We start from the raw sequence: 21113 nt of genomic DNA, 5'->3' as shown, positions 1-21113 counted from the left end.
CCTGAATGACGTGATATCCGCCGAAAGACCAGTTATGAATCGTTCGAAAGAGGCGGCGCACGGCTGCCCGCAGACCGGGGCAAGGAAACGACTGAGATGCTGAGACGACTGATCTGGGCGCTGGTGAAAGCGGCGCTGATCCTCGCGGTGTTGGCCGTGTTGGGTGTTCTGGCCTATGCCTATGTGGGACCGATGCTGTTCCCCGATGATTTTGCGGCCCCCGCCACGGAGGTGACCAAGCCCGTCACCCTCGGGATCGGTCAGTGACGCGCGCCGCGCGCCTCCTGCTCGTGACCACCGCGATCGCGGCCTTGGCCCAGCCCGGAGCCGCGCAGCAGGACGCGACCGGCGGAGAACCGCTCTCCGCGATCGACTGGCTGTCGCGGTCGGTGGCCCTGCCCGACACGACGGCCCCCGGGCCCGACACCGAAGAGCCGCCCGTGGCCGACAGCGCGGCCGCGCCGCAGGTTTCGGTGCGCCCGCTCGATTCCGCGTCTCCCGATTCCGTGGGGCTGGTCGGGCCGCGTGTCTCGGGCCTGCCGCGCCATCTGTGGTCGGCCAGCGAGCAGGATCGGCTGATCGCCCTGATCGAGGCGCAGCCGCTCGACACGCTCCCCGCCCTTGAAGCGCTGCTACAGCTCCTGATGGTGGCCGAGGCCGATCCTCCCACCGATGCGGACGGGCGCGGCGCGCTGTTTCTCGCACGGATCGACCGGCTGCTCGAGATGGGCGCGCTCGATCCGGCGGCCGAACTGCTGCAGGAGGCCGGCCCCGACGATCCCGAGCGGTTCCGGCGCTGGTTCGACACCGCGCTGCTCACCGGCTCCGAGAACGCGGCTTGCCGCGCCATGCGCAACAAGCCCGCCATCGCCCCGACTTGGCCCGCACGGATCTTCTGTCTTGCCCGCGAAGGCGACTGGCAGGCCGCGGCGCTGACGCTCAACTCGGCTCGCGCGCTGGCCGAGGTGACCGATGCCGAGGACGCCATGCTGTCGCGTTTTCTCGACCCCGACCTCTATGAGGGCGAGCCGCCGCTTGAGGCGCCCGAACGGGTGACGCCCTTGGTCTACCGCCTGCGCGAAGCGGTGGGCGAGGCGATGCCGGCGGCTTCCCTGCCCCGCGCCTTCAGCCATGCCGACCTGCGTCCCACCAAGGCGTGGCGCGCACAGATCGAGGCAGCTGAACGGCTCGCCCGCCACGGCGCGATCGAGCCCGCGCGGCTGTTCGGCATCTATACGGCCCGCGTGCCCGCCGCCTCGGGCGGATTGTGGGATCGGGCCGCCGCGATACAGGGCTTCGACACGGCCCTGCGCGCGGGCGACACGGGAAAGGTCGCGCAAACGTTGCCCCCTGCATGGGAGGCAATGCACGACGCGCGGCTTCAGTCCGCCTTCGCCCAGCACTACGGGCCTGATCTTGTTGGCGTAGATCTGCCCGGGAAAACGACGCGGATTGCACAGGAAATGGCTCTGCTCGGCCCCGATTACGAGGCCGCCGCGCAGCCGCTTGAGGCCGCAACCCCGCGCGACGCCTTGCTATCGGCATTGGCGCGCGGCGTGCCCGAGGATGCCCGTCCCGATCCGGCCCCCGACGATCCCATTCCCCTCGCCCTGCTCGACGGGTTCTCGGACAGGTCGCCGCCCGCAGGGCTGTCGACCATGATCGACGAGGGTCGGCTGGGCGAGGCCATCCTGACGGCGACCCTCCTGATCGAGCAGGGCCGCACCGGCGACACCGGGGCGCTTGCCGATGGGCTCGCCACACTGCGGGCCGTCGGGATGGAGGATACGGCGCGCCGCGTCGCGCTGCAGCTGCTGTTGCTGGAGCGTTCTTCATGAGTGCTGCACAGGCTGCCGCGATGCCGATGGGGCATTGGATCTCGGCCTTTCTCGAAGCACAGGCCGCCGAGCTTGATGCCGCGCGCAACACGCTTCTGGCCTATGGGCGCGACCTCAATGATTTCGCCGGGTGGCTGACGCACAAGGATGCGCATTTCGCCAGCGCCACGCAGGACCACGTGGAGCGCTACCTCATATCCTGCGAGGCCGAAGGGTTGTCGAGCGCCACCCGCGCACGGCGGCTGTCCTCGATCCGGCAATTGTTTCGATTCGCGTTCGAGGAAGGCTGGCGCGAGGACAACCCGGCGATCCGGCTCAAGGGACCGGGCCGAGCGCGCCGCCTGCCCGGTACGCTCTCGCGGGAGGAGGTCGAGGCGCTGCTCGCCGCCGCCCGCACCGAGCCGCGCGATCCGCTGCGCGCCACCTGCCTGATGGAACTGCTCTATGCCACCGGCCTGCGGGTGTCCGAACTCGTGACGCTGCCGGTGGCGGCGCTGCGCGGCGATCCCGAAATGCTGCTGGTGCGCGGCAAAGGCGGGCGCGAGCGGATGGTGCCTCTGTCGCGCCCCGCGCGGGCCGCCGTTTCGGCATGGCTGGCGCGACGCGACGCGGCGGAGGCCGAGGCGGTCGCTGCCGGCAAGCCCGCCTCGAAATTCCTGTTTCCCGCGCGCGGCCGCGACGGCCACCTGACGCGGCAGAGCTTTTTCGTGCTGATCAAGGATCTAGCCGCACGCGCGGGGCTTGCTCCGGATCAGGTGACGCCGCATGTGTTGCGCCACGCCTTCGCGAGCCATCTTCTCGCGGGGGGCGCGGATCTGCGGGCGATCCAGGCGCTTCTGGGTCACGCGGATCTATCGACCACCGAGATCTACACCCATGTGCAGAGCGAGCGCCTGACCGCGCTCGTATACGAGCATCATCCTCTCGCGCATCCGCGCGAGAAGGGTTGATCCCGCCACACCCCGGACCATAACTCTGGGGGAGCCGCAAATTGCGAAGGACTTCATGGAAACCGCCCTCGACGCCGCCTTCTGGATCACCAGCATCGCGATTCTCTTCCTTCTGGTGGCCTCGGCCTTCTTCTCGGGCTCCGAGACGGCGCTGACCGCCGCGTCGCGCGGCAAGCTGCGCGCGGCGGCCGATCGCGGCTCCAAGGGGGCGGCGCAGGCACTTCAGGTGACCGAGGACAACGAGCGCCTGATCGGCTCGGTCCTCTTGGGCAACAACGTCGTCAACATTCTCGCCACCTCGCTGGCGACCGCGCTGCTCACCCGCGTCTTCGGCGACAGCGGCGTGGCAGCGGCGACGCTGGTGATGACGCTTCTGGTGCTGATCTTCGCCGAAGTGCTGCCCAAGACCTATGCCATCACCAACGCAGAGACGTTCGCCAGTACCGTCGCGCGCCCCATCGGCTGGGTGATCCTGATCTTCGCCCCCGTCGTCTCGGCGGTCCAGGTCTTGGTCCGGGCATTGCTGCGCCTGTTCGGCGTGCGCACCGACCCCGACCTCAACGTTCTCGCCGTGCGCGAGGAAATCGCCGGCGCATTGAGCCTCGGCCACGAGGAGGGCGTCGTCGACCGCGAGGATCGCGACCGCATCCTCGGCGCGCTCGATCTCGGGGACCGCACGGTCGAAGAGGTGATGCTGCACCGCTCCAACATCGCGATGATCGATGCGGGCCGCCCCGCGACCGAGATCCTGTCGCTGTGCCTCGAAAGCCCACACACGCGCCTGCCGCTCTATCGCGACGAACCCGAAAACATCGTCGGCATCCTGCACGCGAAGGATCTCCTACGCGCGATGCACAAGATGATGGGCGATGGCGCAGTCGAGACGACTGAACTCGAAAATTTCGACATCATGGATGTCGCGATGACGCCCTACTTCATCCCCGAGACCACGACGCTCGACGACCAGATGCGCCAGTTTCTCAAGCGGCACACGCATTTTGCCTTGGTCGTCGACGAATATGGCGCGCTGCGCGGCCTGATCACGCTCGAAGACATCCTCGAGGAGATCGTGGGAGAGATCTCGGACGAATTCGACGCCGAGCGCGAAGAGCCGATCGCAATGACCGAGGACGGCGCCTACGTGATCGACGGCTCGATGACGATCCGTGATCTCAACCGGCGGCAGGACTGGAACCTCCCCGACGAAGAGGCCAACACGATCGCGGGGCTGGTGATCCACGAGGCGCAGATGATCCCGACCGAAGGCAGGTCTTCAGCTTCCACGGTTTCCGCTTCGAAGTCATCGGCAAGGAAGAGAACCGGATCTCGACGCTGCGCATCCGCCCTCTGGACAGCCTCTGAAGCGGTTTCCCCATCCAGCGATCATCAGGCGGGCCCATGGGCCCAAAAGACTTGGCCGACCCCGGTAGGGTCGGCCATATCTTGCCAGATCAACTTTCGGTTGAAGATCAAGCCGCTCCGAGCCGCGCCATCGGGCGTAGCTGCCGACGCAGCAGTTTTCGCACCTCTCCCAATTCCTCGGTGGCGACGGATGTGTCGCGCTCGTGCGACAGGCGCAGCCAAGTGCCGTCATCGTCGAGATAGGTCGAGGCGCATCGCGCGCGCAGCGGCGTCGAGCAACAATCGCGCCATGCGACGACGCTGTAGCTCAGAAGAACGGTATCACCTTGCTCGGTCATGGTCTTCTCCTGCAGCTCGATGGCCCCGAACTGTCGTGCCGGGCGCAGGCCCTGCAACGCGGCATCACGGTCCTGAAGATCCGCTGGAAACGGAATCACCAGCTCTCCTCCTCCCTCGAGTTGGCGCTCGTAGAACGCGGCACCGTCGAACCAGTGTTTCTTTTCAAGAGTCCAAAGCGTTTCAGCCAGTGGCTCCATTAGGTTCCTCCCATGCGTCATGTTCGATGCTCCCGTGGCACAAACGTTACACGATTGTTTCCGTTCCGTCAGCATGCATGCCTCTCAGGTTATGTATAAAACCGTACATACAACCCTGGATAGCAAGAGCGGCCCGCATAGAGCGCTCGCGTCACATCTTTCGGTGGATCGAACCGCCTCGGTCGGTTCGGTAGAGATATTCGTAACCTCCCGATGGCATGATGCCGGTGTCGGGCCACCGGTCTGATATCCTCCCTGTCAGACTTGCCGCGCCTTCGGGCGCGGTTTTTTTTAAGTCTTTGCGTTGGGTTTTCGGGGGTTACCCGTTGACGCCTCCCCCTGCATATTCTAGCGTCCGATGCAATTAGTCGGCCAAGTCCGACAGGGAGAAACCGGAAAAGGGGGCTGTCTTGCGGCCCCCTTTTCTCATCCGCGAAACCTTGCCGGTCGCTGTTGTCTTTCGCCTGACAGTCCTTGCAAGCCGTGCTAGATCCGCGCCGACACTGACAAACGGGATCGCCACATGCCGAACCGACTGACACTTCTGGCCAGCGCCGCACTGCTGGCGCTTTCGACGCCTCTCGCCGCGCAGGACACCACCGCGCCCGAGACGCCCGAGGTCACCGCCCCCGCCGCAGCCCCCGAGCGCCCGCCGACGCGGCCCCGGCGGAGGCACCCGCCGCACCGGCCGAGGCCGATCCGGCGGAGGCCCCGGTCGAGACCGCCGAACCCACCACCCCCGCCGAGCCTGCATCCTCCGACGAGCCGGCGTCGCCCGATGCGCCCGAGACCGCAGAGCGTCCGGGACAGCCCTATGTGGCCGAGACGCACGGGGATTGGGCACTGCGCTGCATGCGCGCCACCGAGGGCGTAACCGATCCCTGCCAACTCTACCAACTGCTCGAGGACGCCGAAGGCAATGCCGTGGCCGAGGTCAGCCTCCTGCCGCTGGCGGCCGAGTCGCAGGCGGTGGCAGGCGTGACCGTCGTGGTGCCGCTCGAGACGCTGCTGACCGAGGCGCTGTCGCTGTCGATCGACGGCGGCGAGGCCGCGCGTTACCCGTTCAGCTTTTGCAACCGCGCCGGTTGCGTGGCCCGCTTCGGCCTGTCCGACCAGCAGCTCGCCGCCTTCAAGCGAGGCCGCGCAGGCACACTGCGGATCGTGCCAGCTGCCGCCCCCGATCAGGAGGTCTCGCTCACGATGTCGCTGTCCGGCTTCACCGCGGGCTACGACGCCGTGGTCGCCTCGGCCGAGTAACGTCGCGGTTCATCGGGCTTAGAGGCGCGGCCGTCATGCGGCCGCGCCTTTTCGTCTGAAACGCCCCTTCAGGCCGCGCGCAACGCCAGCACCGCGTTGAGCCCGCCAAAAGCGAAGGCGTTGGAGAGCACCGCATCGACCCGTGCCTCGCGCGCCACGTTGGGCACCACGTCGAGCGCGCATTCGGGGTCCGGCATCTCATAGCCTATGGTCGGCGCGATCACGCCGTCGCGCAGCGCCATGATGCAGGCCAGAAGCTCCACCGCGCCGGTGCCGCCGATCAGATGGCCATGCATCGACTTGGTCGAGGAGATCATCAACCGGTCGGCCGCCGCGCCGAAGACATGCGAGACCGAGGCGCATTCGCTCTTGTCATTGGCCGCGGTGCCGGTGCCGTGGGCGTTGATGTAGCCCACATCCTCGGGCGAAAGGCCGGCATCGCGCAGCGCCACTCGCATCGCCCGCTCCGCGCCCAGCGCCGAGGGCATGACGATGTCGGCGGCGTCCGCCGTCATGCCGAAGCCCGCAACCTCCGCGAGGATCTCGGCTCCTCTTGCGCGCGCGCGGTCATGTTCCTCGAACACGAACACCGCCGCGCCTTCGCCCTGCACCATGCCGTTGCGGTTGGCGCTGAACGGGCGGCAGGCGTCCTTGGACATCACGCGCAGCCCCTCCCATGCCTTGATCCCGCCAAAGCACAGCATCGCCTCTGAGCCGCCGGTGAGCATCGCCTCGCACAGGCCCGACCGGACCATTTGGAACGCGAGCCCCATGGCGTGGTTCGAACTGGAACAGGCGGTGGCGACGGTAAAGCTCGGGCCGCGCAGGTCGTGTTTCATGCTGACATGGCTGGCGGCGGCGCTGTTCATGAGCTTGGGCACGACGAAGGGATGAACCCGGTTCTTCCCCTCTTCATAGACGCTGCGGTAGCTGTCGTCCCACGTGTTCACGCCGCCACCGGCGGTGCCGAGCACCACGCCCGCCCTGTCGCGCTCCTCGTCCGAAAGGACGATGCCCGACTGCGCCATGGCCTGTGCCGCAGCCAGCAGGGTGAACTGGGTGAAACGGTCATAGAGCGCGATCTGCTGACGATCGAAATGCGCCTGCTCGTCATAGCCCTTCACCTGTCCGCCGATGCGGATCGACAGGCGTTCGGCGTCCCGCAGATCGAGCGGGCCGATGCCGCAGCGCCCTTCCCGCATCGCGTCCAGCGTCGAGGGCACGTCGTGACCGAGGCTGTTGATCGTGCCTGCGCCGGTGATGACAACGCGACGCGGGCCGGTCATGCCGGGGTGCGCTGCTCTTGCACCAGCCGCTCGACCGCCGCGATGATCGCGGCGACCGAGGAAATGTCGAAATCGCTCTCCTCGGGCGCGTTGGCGTTGAACGGCACCGACATGTCGAAGGCCTCCTCGATCGCGAAGATGCTCTCGACGAGGCCAAGACTGTCAATGCCCAGATCGGCCGGGCTCTGCTCCGGCGTCACATCGCTTGGCTCCAGCATCGCCTGCTCGGCGATGATGGCGATCACCCTGTCGCGCAAATCCATGTGCCCCGCGTCCCTTGCAGCTGCATGTCCACGACCGATCTAATCGCTGCGACGCCGCATTGGAACCATGAATGGCCGTTCTCAGCCCTTGCGGGAGGTTGCGAGGTCACGCATCAACCGCGGCAGGCGGCGCAACGCCTTGTAGCTTTCGACCTGACTGTCGATCTTGGTGGCTGGATAGCCCATCATCACCCGTCCCGTGGGCACGTTCGACAGCACGATCGAGCCGCCGGTGAGCACCACGTCCGCGCCGATGGTCAGGTTGTCGGACACACCGACCTTGCCGCCCAGCACCGAACGGTCGCCGATCGTCACCGACCCGGCAAGGCCGACATGGCCGCACAACAGGCAATGATCGCCGATGACGCAGTTGTGGCCGACCTGCACGAGGTTGTCGATCTTGGAGCCATTGCCGATCCGGGTGGGCCGGATCGTGCCCGCATCGACGGTCGCGCAGGCACCGATTTCGACATCATGCCCGATCACTACCGAGCCGAGGCTGTGGATCCGATGCCAGGTCGGGTCGGCTTCGGCTGATACGGTGCCCTGCCCCAGCTCAGCGCGGGCGGTTTCGACATGGCTCGCATCCTCGGTGACAAAGGAGAACCCGTCACCGCCGATCACCGCGTTGGGCTGCACGATCAACCGGTCACCTGCGACCACGCCACGGCCCAGCCGCGCGCCGGAATGAATCAAGGCGTCCTCGCCCAGCCGCACGCCCGGGCCGATCGAGGCCTGCGCCATGATGCGGCTGTTCGCGCCGATCACCGCGCCCGCGCCGATCACGGCGAGCGGGCCCACGAAAACGCCTTCGCCGATCACGGCCGAGGCATCGATCACGGCGGATGCGTGGATGCCGCTTTCGGTGTCGCGAGGATCGAGAAGCTGAGTGAGCTTCGACATCGCCAGGCGGCCACGCGGGGCCACCACGGCACCTTCGAGACCCATCGACCGCCAGTCGGCATCGGGCCAGACGAGGGCGGCCTTTGCCTGCCCCTGCCCCAGCGCCTCGGCGTATTTCGGAGACATGGCGAGCGCGAGGTCGGTCTCGCCCGCCTCCGCCGGCTCCGCCGCGCCGGTCACGCGCAGCGTGCCGTCGCCTAGAAGCTCGGCGCCGAGCGCTGCTGCGATCTCGCTCAGAGTATGGTCCATCATGCTTCCCCTTGGTGTCGGGGCCGATTTAGCTCGCAGGACGCGAGATCGCCACCCCCTCATGGGCCAGCGCCGCCCAGATCGCCGCATCGCGCCCATAGACGTCGCGGCGAAACTGCAGACCGCCTTCGGCATCGGTAAAGGCGGTCCGGTAATCGAGATGGACCGGCACCGGGGTCACCAGATCGACCCGCTGCTCACGCCCCGTGGAGAGGCGCGACTGGAAGAAGCCGACAGGATCGTCCTCCTGCGCCGAGAGCAGCGCATAGGCGAATTCGAACGGATCGTTGAGGCGCACGCAGCCATGACTGAAGGCGCGGGCCTCGCGACCGAACAGAGACTTGGCCGGGGTGTCGTGCAGATAGATGTTGTAGCGGTTGGGGAACAGGAATTTCACCAAACCGAGCGCGTTGGAGTTCGAGGGCGGCTGGCGCATCGAGTAGGGAAAGCTGCGCGCGTCATAGCGGGAAAAGTCGATAGAGCTGCGGCTCACTTCGCGGCCTGCGCGGTCGGTGATCAATATCTGGCTCGCGGCGTTGCGGTTGCGCTTGAGCTGCGGGAGATACTCGCCCACCACGATCGAGCGCGGCACATACCAGCTCGGGTTGATGACCATCCGCTCCATGACATCCGAGAATTCGGGCGTCTGGCGGTCGAGCGCCTCGGCACCGATCACCGAGCGGGTGCGGAAGGTTTCGCGCCCGTCATCGACGATCACGGCACTGAAATCGGTCAGGTTGACGAAGACGTGGCGCGCGCCGCGATCCATGCTGGTCCAGCGCTCACGCTCCATCGCCACGAGGACCGATTGCAGCCGCTCCTCAACCGAGCGGTTCAACTCGGCCAGCGTTCCGGGGCCGACCACACCGTCGACCGCTAGGCCGTTGCGTGTCTGGAAGTCGCGCACCGCCGCGACGATCGTGTCATCCATGACCGCGATCGTGGTCGGCGCGAGCAGGCCCATCGCCACGAGCCGGTCGCGCAGCGCGATCACCGCCGGCCCGCTCGCCCCCGCCGCGATCTTGCCATCGGGCACGCGCGGCCCCCAGCCACCGGCGTCGAGGCTGCGCTGCAGTTCGGCCCGCGCGCGCAACAGACGCCCGTATTCGGGGGCGGTGGGCGCTAGGCCGCGCAAAAAGGCCACTGGCTCCGCGTCGAGAAAGCCCGCGAGGGTTTCGGCCGGATCGCGCAACGGCACCTCGCGGTGGATCAGCGCCACGACCTTGCCGGGTTCGAGCATTCCGGTCTGCACATCCCGCGCATAGCGCAGGAACACGCGGGTCATTTCCACATCCATACGGGCGCGGTCTTCGGCGCTGCGCGCGGCCCGCAGGCCGGCGACCAGCCCGTCGGGATCGTAACGCGCGACCGGCAGGCCATGCGCCTGCCCACTCGACAGCGCCGAGAGCAGCGCGTTGCGGCGGGCGACGGCGGCGGCGTCGCTGCCGGTCCAGATCCCGGCAAAGCCCCGGGCACGGTAGCTTTCGGAGAGGCCCGGCTGCCCGGCGACGCTTTCGGCCACGGCCTGTCGAAAGGGCGACACCTCGGCGAGCGTCTCGGCCTGAGACATGACCGGAAGCAGCAGCGCAAATGCCGCGACGGCAGAGCGCGTCAGCGAAGTCTGGCTGGGGCGGCGGCGGGGATCGGGCAGGACAGGCATGGCACACCGTTGGTCAGAGGGATCCGGCAAGATCGCATGGCGGTCATAAACGCCGGCGTTCTGCACGGCCATCGAACGATGTCTCCCGGAAACGGGATTGGACTTGCAGCGTGGCGAGCGCGTCACAAATTTGCGGGCCCGAAACAGAATGCGCCGACCGTTGCGCAAGTTCCCGCCGATTTGCACTTTCTTCACCCGGTTATCCGATAACCGGACTTGGTCGAGTCGTTCTCCCATGCGATAGAGGGTCTGCATCTGGGGATGGATGGCAAAAACGCCCGTGAAAATGCGGGCACAGGTAAGCGACGGGACAGGCGCTCACATGATGAAAAATCTTCGCTCGGCGGGCATGACCCGCCGCGGTCTCCTTGGCGCATTCGCCGCCACGGCAGTGACCGCAGCACCAACCTACTCGAATGCGGCAGGCTTTCTCAGGCGCGCCGGCGATGTTCGCAGGATCTCCATGTATTCGGAGCGGACCGGCGAAAAGCTCGACACGATCTACTGGATCGAGGGCGAGTACATCGGCGAAGCGATCCGCGAGATCAACGTCTTCATGCGCGACTGGCGCAACAACCAGATGATGGACATCGACACGCGCACCGTAGACATCATGGCAGCGTCGCAAACTCTGCTCGAGACGAGCGAACCTTACATGCTGCTGTCGGGCTATCGTTCGCCCGCCACCAACGCGATGCTGCGCAGCCGGTCCTCGGGTGTGGCCAAGAACTCCCTGCACCTCAAGGGTCAGGCCGCCGATTTGCGGCTCGCCAGCCGCTCGGTCGGCCAGATGGCCCGCGCCGCAGCTGCCTGCAAGGCTGGTGGCGTCGGCAAGTATTCCGGCTCAAACTTCGTCCACATGGATTGCGGTCCGGTTCGCAGCTGGGGCAGCTGAGCCGATACCGATCCTCCGGACTTGCGGCATAGGCCGAGACGGCGCTCCCATCGGGGGCGCCTTTTGCGTCCCAACCCTTCAGCTTTCCGCGAACCGCGCAGCTACCTCGGTCACCAACGCAGCGACCCGCACAACCCGCGCAGGCAGCTCGCGGCCGCGCCGTTGCAACAGCCACAGATCGCGATGCCTTTGATGGGCAAGCTGCGCCACCGTCAGGCTATCGCGTTCCGCAAAGGCCTCGAACCCGCTGCGGGGCAGCAAAGTATAGCCGATCCCTTGCGCGACCGGAGCCGGAATCTGTCCGATCTGGTTCACGAAGGCCCGTATCGCCAGATGCTCCGCCCCCCGAAACTCGTCCGGATAATTGAGGGCGAACACCTCCTCGGCATAGAGCCAGCCGTCGGGGTGGGCGATAAAGCCCAACTCTTCGAGCGCGGCAAACCGCGTATCGGCCATCCCGGCAGGCAGCAGCAGACACAGCGCTTCGCGTCCGATCCGGGTACCGGTGAGGCGCGGATCGCCCGTGGCGTCGTCGATCACGCCAAGATCGAAACGCCCCTCGGCCACCCCATCGATCACCCCGCGTCGCGGGGTCGCCTCGAGTCTCAGCCTGAGACGGGGCGCGTGGCGCAACATCGGCCAGAAAGCGGGCTGCAACGCCATGGCAAAACTTCCCGAACAGGCCACCGAGACCTCCCCCGCCTCCGCGTCATCGCTGCGGATCGCCTCGCGCAACCTGTACTCCTCTTCTCGGCGACTATGCGCCACCGCAAGGACGGCCTCGCCCGCGGGTGTGAGGGTAAAGCTTTTCCCCTGCCTGCTCAGGAGCGGTTGCCCGACCTGCGCCTCAAGCTTGCGCAGATGCTGCGAAACGCCGGGCTGGGTCATGTTCAGCCGCGCGGCCGCACGGGTAAAATGCCCGGTTTCGGCCAGCGCGGCAAAGGTTTCGAGCCATTGGGAATTCAGCACGTGGATTACGGATCTTTATCAAGATAATGAATTATGATAATTTCATATCTAGGGCAATAAAGTCTAGCCCTCCCTTCACCAATTGAAGGAGAGACGCATGGCCCCTTATCCCAGAAGCTTTTCGCATATCGGCTTGTCGGTACCCAATCTCGACGCCGCGGTCGCATTCTACCGCAAGGTGCTCGGGCTCTACCTCATCATGACGCCGACCGAGGTGGTCGAGGACGACAGCGATATCGGGCAGATGTGCACGGATGTATTCGGCTCCGGTTGGAAGCGTCTACGGATCGCGCACATGGCGACGGCCGACCGCATCGGCATCGAACTGTTCGAGATGCAAGACAACCGCCCGCCCGAGGACAACCTCGATTTCCGCCGGCACGGCACCTTCCACTTCGCGGTGCAAGACCCTGATATCGAAGGGCTGGTGGCCCGGATCATTGCCGCAGGCGGCAGGCAGCGGATGCCGATCCGTGAGTATTTCCCCGGCGAGAAGCCCTACCGCATGTGCTATGTCGAGGACCCGTTCGGCATCGTCTTCGAGGTCTACAGCCACGGCTATGAACTGACCTACTCGGCCGGTGCCTACGACTGAGTGGCGAGCGCTCCCCTGCTCCGAACGACAAGGGCCGCCCCGAGGGGCGGCCCTTTCGCTTTTCAGGACGGAGAGGCTCAGGCCTCGTCGTCGAGCGCCTCGACGGCCTTCTGGAGATCATCCTTGGAGACCTCCTTTTCGTCGACCTTGGCCTGCTCGAAGATGTGGTCGATGACCTTGTCCTCGAAGATCGGGGCCTGGATCTGCTGGCGCATTTGCGGGTTCTGCTGGACGAACTCGAAAAACTGCCGCTCTTGGCCGCGATACTGGCGCGCCTGGTTGAGGATCGCCTGGGTCAGTTCCTGATCGGTGACCTTGACGTCGGCCTTCTGGCCGATCTCGGCCAGCAGCAGGCCGAGCTTCACGCGACGCTCGGCGAGCTTGGTGTGCTCCTCGGTCGGCTTGATCTCGCCGTGGTCGTGGCCGTGATCCTCGGGGTGCTCCTCGTGGTAGAGCTGGTGTGCGATCTGGTTCGCCTCGGCCTCGACGAGGCTCGGCGGCAGGTCGAAGGACACCTTCTCATCAAGGATGTCGAGCAACTTACGCTTGGCGACCGCGCGCGACGCACCGGAATACTCGGCTTCGAGACGTTCGGCGATCTGCGACTTCAGAGCGGCGAGGTCGTCGGCGCCGAACTTCTTGGCCAGCTCGTCGTCGATCTCGGCCTTCTGCGGGGCCTTCACGGCCTTGACCTTGCACTCGAACACGGCGGCTTTGCCGGCGAGGTTCTGAGCCTGATAGTCCTCGGGGAAGTTGACCTCGACGTTCTTTTCGTCGCCGGCCTTCACGCCTTTGAGGCCATCCTCGAAGCCGGGGATGAAGGAGTTGGAGCCAAGCACCAGCGGATAATCCTCGGCGGCACCGCCCTCGAAGGCCTCGCTGTCGATCTTGCCGAGGAAGTCGATGACGACCTGATCGCCCTCGTCGGCGGCGCCGTCCTTGTCCTCGAAGTTCTGCGCGGTCTCGGCGAGGTTGCCCAGCGCCTCGTCGATCGCGGCGTCATCGGCCACGACTTTCAGGCGCTCGATCTCGATGTCCGAGAAATCGGTTTGCGGGATCTCGGGCAGCTTTTCGTAGGCTACCGTGACCTCGACGTCGTCGCCTTCCTTCCACTCGTCATTGGCCATCTTCACCTCGGGCTGCATCGCCGGGCGATCGCCGCTTTCCTCGAGGTGGCTCGACAGCGCGCCGTCGATGCTCTCCTGCATGGCTTCGCCGAGCACGCGCGGGCCGAACTGCTTCTTGAGCAGCGACAGCGGCACCTTGCCCTTGCGGAAGCCCTTCATGGCGACCTCGGGCTGGGCTTCGACCAGCTTTTCCTGCACCTTGGCGTCCAGTTCGGCGGCGGGCAGCGTGATCGTGTAGCCGCGCTTGAGGCCGTCGTTGAGGGTCTCGGTGACCTGCATCTGTCGTCCTTTTCTCAATCGTGTTTCTTGGTGCGGGTGAAGGGACTCGAACCCCCACGCCTTGCGGCGCCAGAACCTAAATCTGGTGCGTCTACCAGTTTCGCCACACCCGCATGTCTCTTTGAAGGGCGCGAAACGCCCCCCGGAAATCTCGGCGCTGTCTAGCAAAGCGCGAGAGCCTGCGCCACGGGAAAAATCGGCTGCCGCAGCGGCGTCAAATGCCCAGTTCGCGCAGGAGTGGCGGCAACAACTCGGGCAAGTCCTCGGCGATCAGCCCGGGGCCGAACCGGCGTGCCGCCTCGACATGCAGCCAAGCCGCATCCCGCCCTGCCTCGAACCCCGGCCAGCCGCGCGCCACGAGCCCCGTGGCCAACCCCGCGAGCACGTCGCCCGCCCCGGCGGTGGCAAGCCAAGGCGCGGCGCGCTCGTAGACGCCTGGGTTGACGCGGACGCGTCCGTCGGCGGCGGCGATGATGGTATCCGGCCCCTTGAGCAGCACCGCGCAACCGGCGCGCGCGGCAGCCTCCCGCGCGGCATCGATGCGCGAAAAGGCCGGGCCATGCGCGATGGCGCCACTCATGCGGTCGGCAAGATCGGGAAACAGCCGGGCGAATTCGCCATCATGAGGTGTCAGCAGGCATCCCTCGTGAAGCGCGGCGCGCAGTCCTTCGTCTTCGGCGATGAGCGTCAGCGCATCGGCGTCGAGCACGGTGCCGCGCCGCGCGGCCAGCGCGCGGGCGACAAACTCGCGCTCCCGTTTGCGCGTGCCAAGGCCGGGGCCGAGCAGGAGCGCGTTCAGGCGCGTGTCCTTGAGGAGCACATCCAAGCCTTCTGCATCGCGCAGCGGACGCAGCATGATCGCGTCGAGCCGCGCCGCGTTTTCCTGCAAGGCGGCGGGCGGGCAAGCCACGGTCACCAGCCCCGCCCCGATCCGAAGCACACCGCGCGCCGCCATCCGGGCCGCTCCCCCGCGCCCGACCCCTCCCGAGAGCACGAGCGCATGGCCATACCCGTATTTATGGCCTGACTTCTTGGCGAGCCCGGCAGGCAAACCGGTGAGCCTCACCTCGTCCTGTCCATCGACAAGTCCGATGTCACGGATGTCGAGCGCGCCACAACGCGCCGGCCCCTCGGCCAGCACATGGCCCCGCTTGGGCATGTGAAAGCTTACCGTCAGATCGGCATCGAGGCAGGTGTCGCCAATCACCCGACCGCTATCCGAGCACAGGCCCGATGGCAGGTCGATCGCCAGCAACCGCCTTGGCCGCGCCTCGCAGATAGCGGCCACCTCCGGCCCAAGAGAGCGCGACAGCCCGAGACCGAACAGCGCGTCGATCACCAGATCCGCGTCCTGCACCGAAGCAGCGGCCTCGTCCCAACCCTCGGTCACACCCGTGGCTGCCCATTTTTCTGCCTGCGCGCGGGCATCAGGGGTAGTCGCCGGTGCCAGCGCATGCACCCGCACCCGCCAACCCCGCATATGCAAAAGCTGCGCCACGACATAACCGTCGCCCCCATTGCCGCCCGGGCCGCACAGGATGCAGGCCCGCGCCCCGGGGGCGAGATCCGGCCAGAAGGCCTCCAATGCCACGACCACCGCCGCGCCCGCGCGCTCCATCAGCACCGATCCCGAAGTGCCCGCCGCGATCGCCTGAGCTTCGGCATCGCGCATTTCGGCGGCACTCAGCAACGCCGCTGCATCGAGACTGCACATGGAACGGGCGCTCGATCGCGGCGCAGCGGCCTCGGAGTTTTCACACTGCATCGAATCCACCCATTTCGCACAATTTTTAATCACGACTACAGAATTTCGGCATCAGCCCGCCGCCGCTCCGGGACCGGTGATTGAGGTGGCCGGGCCGACATGGTTTCACGCCTCAGAACGCGGATGCAAGGGAGTCGCGCGACATGAAGAAGATCGAGGCGATCATCAAGCCGTTCAAGCTCGATGAGGTGAAGGAGGCGCTCCAGGAAGCTGGTGTGCAAGGTCTCTCGGTCGTCGAGGTCAAGGGCTTCGGTCGCCAGAAGGGCCATACGGAGCTGTATCGCGGCGCCGAATACGTGGTCGATTTCCTGCCCAAGGTGAAGATCGAGGTGGTGCTGCCCGACGATCAGGTCGAGCGTGCGATCGCGGCGATCGTGGATGCCGCCAAGACCGACAAGATCGGCGACGGCAAGATCTTCGTGTCGCCTGTCGAACAGGCGATCCGCATCCGCACCGGAGAATTCGGCGACGACGCGATCTGATCGCGGCGCGCAAGGGGCAACGAGCCCCTTTTCACGAACACGAGACAAACAAGGAAAGCATTGATGGACAGCTCTACGCTTCTGAAGATGATCAAGGACGAGGAGGTCGAATACGTCGACATCCGTTTCACCGACCCCAAGGGCAAGCTCCAGCACGTCACCGTGGTCTCCGACCTTGTCGACGAGGACTTTCTCGAGGAGGGCTTCATGTTCGACGCTCCTCGATCGCCGGCTGGAAATCGATCGACCAGTCCGACATGAAGCTGATGCCGGCGTTCGACAGCGCCTATCTAGATCCGTTCTATGCCGAGAAGACGCTGTGCATCCATTGCACCGTGGTCGAGCCCGACACCGGCGAGCCCTATGACCGCGACCCGCGCGGCACCGCGCTCAAGGCCGAGGCCTACCTCAAGTCGTCGGGCATCGGCGACACCGCCTATATGGGCCCCGAGGCCGAGTTCTTCATCTTCGACGACGTCCGTTTTGCCGTGACCTCGAACAAGGTCTCTTTCTCGGTCGATGCCATCGACGGCGCATGGAACACCGACACCGAATACGAGGTCGGCAACACCGGCCACCGTCCGGGCGTCAAGGGCGGCTACTTCCCGGTGAACCCGATCGACGACGCGCAGGACATGCGCGGCGAGATGCTCTCGACCATGAAGCGCATGGGCATGAAGGTCGACAAGCATCACCACGAGGTGGCCTCGTGCCAGCACGAGCTGGGCCTGATCTTCGGGACCCTGACGCATCAGGCCGACGAGATCCAGAAGTACAAATACGTGATCCACAACGTGGCTCAGGCCTATGGCAAGTCGGCGACCTTCATGCCGAAGCCGATCTCGGGCGACAACGGCTCGGGCATGCATGTCAACATGTCGATCTGGAAGGACGGCAAGCCGCTCTTCGCGGGCGACAAGTATGCCGATCTCAGCCAGGAAGCGCTCTACTTCATCGGCGGCATCCTCAAGCACGCCAAGGCGCTCAACGCGATCACCAACCCGACCACCAACAGCTACAAGCGTCTGATCCCGGGCTTCGAAGCTCCGGTGCTGCGCGCCTACTCGGCCCGCAACCGCTCGGGCTGCGTCCGGATCCCGTGGTCGGAGAGCCCGAAGGCCAAGCGCGTCGAGGCCCGCTTCCCCGATCCGGCCGCGAACCCCTATCTCGCCTTCGCGGCTCTGATGATGGCCGGTCTCGATGGCATCAAGAACAAGATCGATCCGGGTCCGGCCTCGGACAAGGATCTTTACGACCTGCCGCCCGAGGAGCTGGCCGAGATCCCGACCGTCTGCGGTTCGCTGCGCGAGGCGCTCGAGGAGCTGGAGAAGGACCACGAGTTCCTGCTTGCCGGTGACGTGTTCACCCGTGACCAGCTTGAGGGCTACATGGCGCTCAAGTGGGAAGAGGTCTACGCCTACGAGCACACGCCGCACCCGGTCGAGTACAAGCTCTACTACTCCTGCTGATAGCGGGAACGGTTACGGCCCAGTAATGCGGGGCGCCCCAAGGGGCGCCCTGTTTTCGTTGCGAGTTTCCTTGCGAGACGGGGGCACGCACGAAACGAGATGGCGAAACTGCGGCGCTGCTTGGGCCGATCAGGCGGAAGGACCACGCTTATTCCCAGTTTCGTGCTTAACGGGAACACATTCGTTAACCTTAGTTAAAGGACCACTCACCGGCCAACGAGCCGACCCATTCGGAGACCGGTCCATGTCAGACCCGATCACCAGTACCATCGCCCAGCTGCTGTTCCGCGGCATCCCCGCGCTCGATTTTCCCAATCTTGTCGAGGATCTGTGCACGTCGCTTCGCGAAGGTCCCGCCGGCGATTGCGGTCTTAACTGGGATCACGACGACGTCGCGATCTTCGATCTCGACAATGCGCGCATCATTCTCGGCTGGTCCCAGCCCCTGCCCGGCCGCTACGCCGCCTGCCTGACCATCGGCGTTGGCGCCGGAGAAAGTGGCGATTGCCAGATCGGCATCGCCAGTCATCAGGGCACTATCACGCGCCTGCTCGCGGACCGCATCAATGATCGCTACATGTCGGATCGCATGCTGTGGCAGACCAGCACCGAAACCCCGACCGCCGAGATGATCGACAAGCTGATCGACGCGCTGCCCGGCCTCGATCCGACCCGTCTTGGCCCGCATACGAGCGCCCGCGAGTTCGACCGGATGCTGGCGCGCTACGACGCCGAGACCGCCGAGCAGGTCTCAGAGCTGGCCCCCGAAGTGCCCCAGAGACGCCCCCGCCCCAAGCGGCCGCAAGTCCCGAACTATCGCACCGAGCGGCCCAAGCGGCGCGCCATGGACGAATTTGCGGGCCCGGCCAACGACAGCCCCGTGACGGCGCACCCGATGGTCGCGGAGATGCGCGATATCCGCGCGGCCCTCGCCGAAGCCAAGGCAGGGGAACAGCCCAAGAAGAACCCACTACAGGCTTTGGGCCTGCGGCTGTGGCGCGACCGCTCCGGCACCGGGCAGATCGCGCTCGTCGCCACGGGCATCGCGGCTGCCCCCGGGATCGCGGCCTGGCTTCCGACACTCGCCGCAGCAGTTTGGTGAATCGCGGGCCGGCCCCGACATGGGGCCGGTCGCACTGCCGCCGCGTCAGCCGACGACCTTGTGCGGCGCGGCCCATCCCCCTATGACCCCGGCGAACCCTCCCCGAACGAGAGAGCGCCGATGATCCCCCGCTATTCCCGCCCCGAGATGACCGCCATCTGGGAGCCCGCCACCAAGTTCCGCATCTGGTACGAGATCGAGGCCCATGCCGGCGACGCGATGGCCGATCTCGGCGTGATACCGCGCGAGAACGCGGATGCCGTATGGAAGGCGAAGGACGTGGAGTTCGACGTCGCCCGCATCGACGAAATCGAGGCCGTCACCAAGCACGATGTCATCGCCTTCCTGACGCATCTGGCCGAGCATGTGGGTTCGGATCAGGCACGGTTCGTGCATCAGGGCATGACATCCTCGGATGTGCTCGACACGACCTTCAACGTGCAGCTGACCCGCGCCGCCGACCTGCTGATCGCGGACATGGAGCGGGTTCTGGCCGCGCTCAAGGCGCGCGCGATCGAGCACAAAGACACGGTGCGCATCGGCCGCAGCCACGGCATCCATGCCGAGCCGACCACCATGGGGCTCACCTTCGCGCGCTTCTACGCCGAGATGGATCGCGGCCTCGCGCGGCTGCGCAACGCACGTGAGGAGATCGCCACCGGCGCGATCTCGGGCGCCGTCGGAACCTATGCCAATGTCGACCCGGCCGTCGAGGCGCATGTCTGCGAGAAGATGGGCCTGCGCCCTGAGACGATCTCGACCCAAGTGATCCCGCGCGACCGTCATGCGATGTTCTTTGCGACGCTGGGCGTCATCGCCTCGTCGATGGAGAACATCGCCACCGAGGTGCGCCACATGCAGCGCACCGAGGTTCTCGAGGCCGAGGAGTTCTTCTCCAAGGGCCAGAAGGGCTCCTCCGCGATGCCGCACAAGCGCAACCCGGTGCTGACCGAGAACCTGACCGGTCTGGCCCGGCTCGTGCGCATGTCGGTGACGCCCGCGCTCGAGAACGTGACGCTCTGGCACGAGCGTGACATCAGCCACAGCTCGGTCGAACGCGCGATTGGCCCCGACACCACCGTGACGCTCGACTTTGCGCTGAACCGCCTTGCCGGGATGATCGAGAAGCTGGTGATCTACCCGCAGAACATGCTCGACAACATGAACAAGTTCCGCGGTCTGGTGATGAGCCAGCGCGTGCTTCTGGCACTGACGCAGGCGGGGGTGAGCCGCGAGGACGCTTACCGCCTCGTGCAGCGCAACGCGATGCGGGTGTGGGAGCAAGGCGCGGACTTCAAGACCGAGCTTCTGGCCGATACGGAAGTGACGGCGGCGCTCAGCCCCGAGGAGATCGAGGAGAAGTTCGACCTCGCCTATCACACCAAGCATGTGGACACGATCTTCGCCCGCGTCTTCGGCTGATGCGCGGCGGGCGGGCCGGCATCGGCCCGCCACTCAGATCAGGCCGAACCCCGCGGCCAATGTCGCCGCCTGCGTCGCGGTGTTGGCGCCGAGCTTGGTGCGGGCATTCTTCAGGCGTTGCTTGATCGCGCCTTCGGTGACGCCCAGCGCGTGGGCGATCTGCTTGAGCCGGTAGCCGTTCTTGACCATGCGCAGCACCTCGATCTCGGCCTGCGTCAGGTTGCTCGGGGGCGCGGCATCCGAGTGCATCTTGCCGAGCATCTCCACGATCACCGCCAGCTCCCGGTCGCTGAACTCCCGGTCCTCTCGCAGATAAATCCCGTAAGACCGGGCTCCCCCGACATCGGCGACCGCTGCCACGGCCCCATAGCGCAGCCGCAGCTGCCGCGCCTTCGCGAAGACCCCGTGCGGGTCCTCGAGCGCGCTCCAGCGCGTCGCGCCCTCGTTGGCATAGGCCCAGCGGATCGCGGAATCATCAAGAATAAGTCGCTCGGAGGTATAAATGTCGATCCATGCTTTCGGCAGGTGGTTGTATTCTTCGAGTGGGAATGCAAAGCCGATGCGCAATGCGATGTAGTGACCGGCGGGGGCCAGTTGCCCGAGCCGTTCGGTATCGACAAGACCCGTCACAAGGCGGGTCCAGCTCGGGACAGGTCGGTGTGAGGTCGTTCACTCATTGCGCCAACTTCGATCTTTGCCCCCGG

18 protein-coding genes, 1 tRNA gene and 2 pseudogenes are annotated in these 21113 nt (G+C 66.0%); 11 read left to right on the top strand and 10 right to left on the bottom strand.

All coding sequences use genetic code 11. The features are described from left to right. The first annotated feature begins 96 nt into the window (after nt 1-96). The 4 genes and pseudogenes from MBELCI_RS20955 (at nt 97) to MBELCI_RS05130 (ending at nt 4150) form a co-directional block, all read left to right on the top strand. Nucleotides 97-267, top strand: a complete 171-nt coding sequence (locus tag MBELCI_RS20955) for a hypothetical protein (protein ID WP_021693097.1) — start codon at nt 97-99, stop codon at nt 265-267. Continuing rightward, nucleotides 264-1838: a hypothetical protein gene (locus MBELCI_RS05140; protein WP_021693096.1), complete on the top strand. Its 1575-nt coding sequence runs from the start codon at nt 264-266 to the stop codon at nt 1836-1838. The genes MBELCI_RS20955 and MBELCI_RS05140 overlap by 4 nt, the downstream gene beginning before the upstream one ends. Next, nucleotides 1835-2788 (top strand): site-specific tyrosine recombinase XerD, encoded by a 954-nt coding sequence (locus MBELCI_RS05135; RefSeq protein ID WP_235047570.1) that lies wholly within the window; start codon nt 1835-1837, stop codon nt 2786-2788. Before MBELCI_RS05140 ends, MBELCI_RS05135 begins: the two co-directional genes overlap by 4 nt. 55 nt (nt 2789-2843) lie before the next feature. After that, a pseudogene (locus MBELCI_RS05130) lies at nt 2844-4150 on the top strand (HlyC/CorC family transporter). A 107-nt stretch (nt 4151-4257) separates the two neighbouring features. Here the strand turns inward: MBELCI_RS05130 and MBELCI_RS05125 are convergent. Continuing rightward, the gene (locus MBELCI_RS05125) at nt 4258-4707 is read right to left on the bottom strand and encodes a hypothetical protein (RefSeq protein ID WP_131505508.1); all 450 of its coding nucleotides are present in this window, start codon (nt 4705-4707) and stop codon (nt 4258-4260) included. 795 nt (nt 4708-5502) lie between these two features. Between MBELCI_RS05125 and MBELCI_RS05120 the strand changes: the two genes are divergently transcribed. Further along, a complete protein-coding gene (locus tag MBELCI_RS05120) occupies nt 5503-5943 on the top strand; it encodes an invasion associated locus B family protein (RefSeq protein WP_021693093.1) in 441 nt (146 codons plus the stop codon). 68 nt (nt 5944-6011) lie between these two features. Here MBELCI_RS05120 and MBELCI_RS05115 read toward each other — a convergent pair whose 3' ends face one another. The 4 genes from MBELCI_RS05115 to MBELCI_RS05100 form a co-directional block, all read right to left on the bottom strand. After that, nucleotides 6012-7229 (bottom strand): beta-ketoacyl-[acyl-carrier-protein] synthase family protein, encoded by a 1218-nt coding sequence (locus MBELCI_RS05115; protein WP_021693092.1) that lies wholly within the window; start codon nt 7227-7229, stop codon nt 6012-6014. Beyond that, a complete protein-coding gene (locus tag MBELCI_RS05110) occupies nt 7226-7492 on the bottom strand; it encodes an acyl carrier protein (protein WP_021693091.1) in 267 nt (88 codons plus the stop codon). The genes MBELCI_RS05115 and MBELCI_RS05110 overlap by 4 nt, the downstream gene beginning before the upstream one ends. Nucleotides 7493-7573: 81 nt before the next feature. After that, entirely contained in the window at nt 7574-8644 is a 1071-nt protein-coding gene (lpxD, locus tag MBELCI_RS05105) for a UDP-3-O-(3-hydroxymyristoyl)glucosamine N-acyltransferase (protein ID WP_045319733.1), read from the bottom strand. 28 nt (nt 8645-8672) lie between these two features. Further along, entirely contained in the window at nt 8673-10304 is a 1632-nt protein-coding gene (locus tag MBELCI_RS05100) for a L,D-transpeptidase family protein (protein ID WP_081698484.1), read from the bottom strand. A 322-nt stretch (nt 10305-10626) separates the two neighbouring features. Here MBELCI_RS05100 and mepK point away from each other — a divergent pair, with 322 nt between their 5' ends. Then, the gene (gene mepK / locus MBELCI_RS05095; protein WP_021693088.1) at nt 10627-11199 is read left to right on the top strand and encodes a peptidoglycan L,D-endopeptidase MepK; all 573 of its coding nucleotides are present in this window, start codon (nt 10627-10629) and stop codon (nt 11197-11199) included. A 78-nt stretch (nt 11200-11277) separates the two neighbouring features. Here the strand turns inward: mepK and MBELCI_RS05090 are convergent, their stop codons facing one another. Next, nucleotides 11278-12168, bottom strand: a complete 891-nt coding sequence (locus tag MBELCI_RS05090; RefSeq protein WP_021693087.1) for a LysR family transcriptional regulator — start codon at nt 12166-12168, stop codon at nt 11278-11280. A 97-nt stretch (nt 12169-12265) separates the two neighbouring features. On the opposite strand from MBELCI_RS05090, the gene MBELCI_RS05085 reads away from it, so the two are divergent. Continuing rightward, nucleotides 12266-12763 (top strand): lactoylglutathione lyase family protein, encoded by a 498-nt coding sequence (locus tag MBELCI_RS05085; protein ID WP_021693086.1) that lies wholly within the window; start codon nt 12266-12268, stop codon nt 12761-12763. 77 nt (nt 12764-12840) lie between these two features. Here MBELCI_RS05085 and tig read toward each other — a convergent pair whose 3' ends face one another. From tig to MBELCI_RS05070, 3 genes are all read right to left on the bottom strand, one after another. After that, complete coding sequence (tig, locus tag MBELCI_RS05080; RefSeq protein ID WP_021693085.1) at nt 12841-14169, bottom strand: trigger factor; 1329 nt, start codon at nt 14167-14169, stop codon at nt 12841-12843. A gap of 28 nt (nt 14170-14197) precedes the next feature. Continuing rightward, nucleotides 14198-14282 (bottom strand) — tRNA-Leu (locus MBELCI_RS05075). Between the two features lie 101 nt (nt 14283-14383). Further along, nucleotides 14384-15883 (bottom strand): bifunctional ADP-dependent NAD(P)H-hydrate dehydratase/NAD(P)H-hydrate epimerase, encoded by a 1500-nt coding sequence (locus tag MBELCI_RS05070; RefSeq protein ID WP_045319732.1) that lies wholly within the window; start codon nt 15881-15883, stop codon nt 14384-14386. 194 nt (nt 15884-16077) lie between these two features. On the opposite strand from MBELCI_RS05070, the gene MBELCI_RS05065 reads away from it, so the two are divergent. The 4 genes and pseudogenes from MBELCI_RS05065 (at nt 16078) to purB (ending at nt 20409) form a co-directional block, all read left to right on the top strand. Further along, a complete protein-coding gene (locus MBELCI_RS05065; RefSeq protein WP_021693083.1) occupies nt 16078-16416 on the top strand; it encodes a P-II family nitrogen regulator in 339 nt (112 codons plus the stop codon). 63 nt (nt 16417-16479) lie between these two features. Beyond that, nucleotides 16480-17885, top strand: a pseudogene (gene glnA / locus MBELCI_RS05060) (type I glutamate--ammonia ligase). A 244-nt stretch (nt 17886-18129) separates the two neighbouring features. Further along, entirely contained in the window at nt 18130-18987 is an 858-nt protein-coding gene (locus MBELCI_RS05055) for a hypothetical protein (RefSeq protein ID WP_021693081.1), read from the top strand. A 120-nt stretch (nt 18988-19107) separates the two neighbouring features. Continuing rightward, nucleotides 19108-20409: an adenylosuccinate lyase gene (purB, locus tag MBELCI_RS05050; RefSeq protein WP_021693080.1), complete on the top strand. Its 1302-nt coding sequence runs from the start codon at nt 19108-19110 to the stop codon at nt 20407-20409. A gap of 33 nt (nt 20410-20442) precedes the next feature. Here the strand turns inward: purB and MBELCI_RS05045 are convergent, their stop codons facing one another. After that, complete coding sequence (locus MBELCI_RS05045) at nt 20443-21039, bottom strand: helix-turn-helix transcriptional regulator (RefSeq protein ID WP_021693079.1); 597 nt, start codon at nt 21037-21039, stop codon at nt 20443-20445. Between the last annotated feature and the right edge of the window lie 74 nt (nt 21040-21113).

The sequence above is a fragment of the Limimaricola cinnabarinus LL-001 genome (assembly GCF_000466965.1).
Taxonomy (GTDB): Bacteria; Pseudomonadota; Alphaproteobacteria; order Rhodobacterales; family Rhodobacteraceae; genus Limimaricola; species Limimaricola cinnabarinus.
The sequence above is the reverse complement of the archived record's forward strand: the minus strand, read 5'-3'. Positions and strand labels throughout refer to the sequence as shown.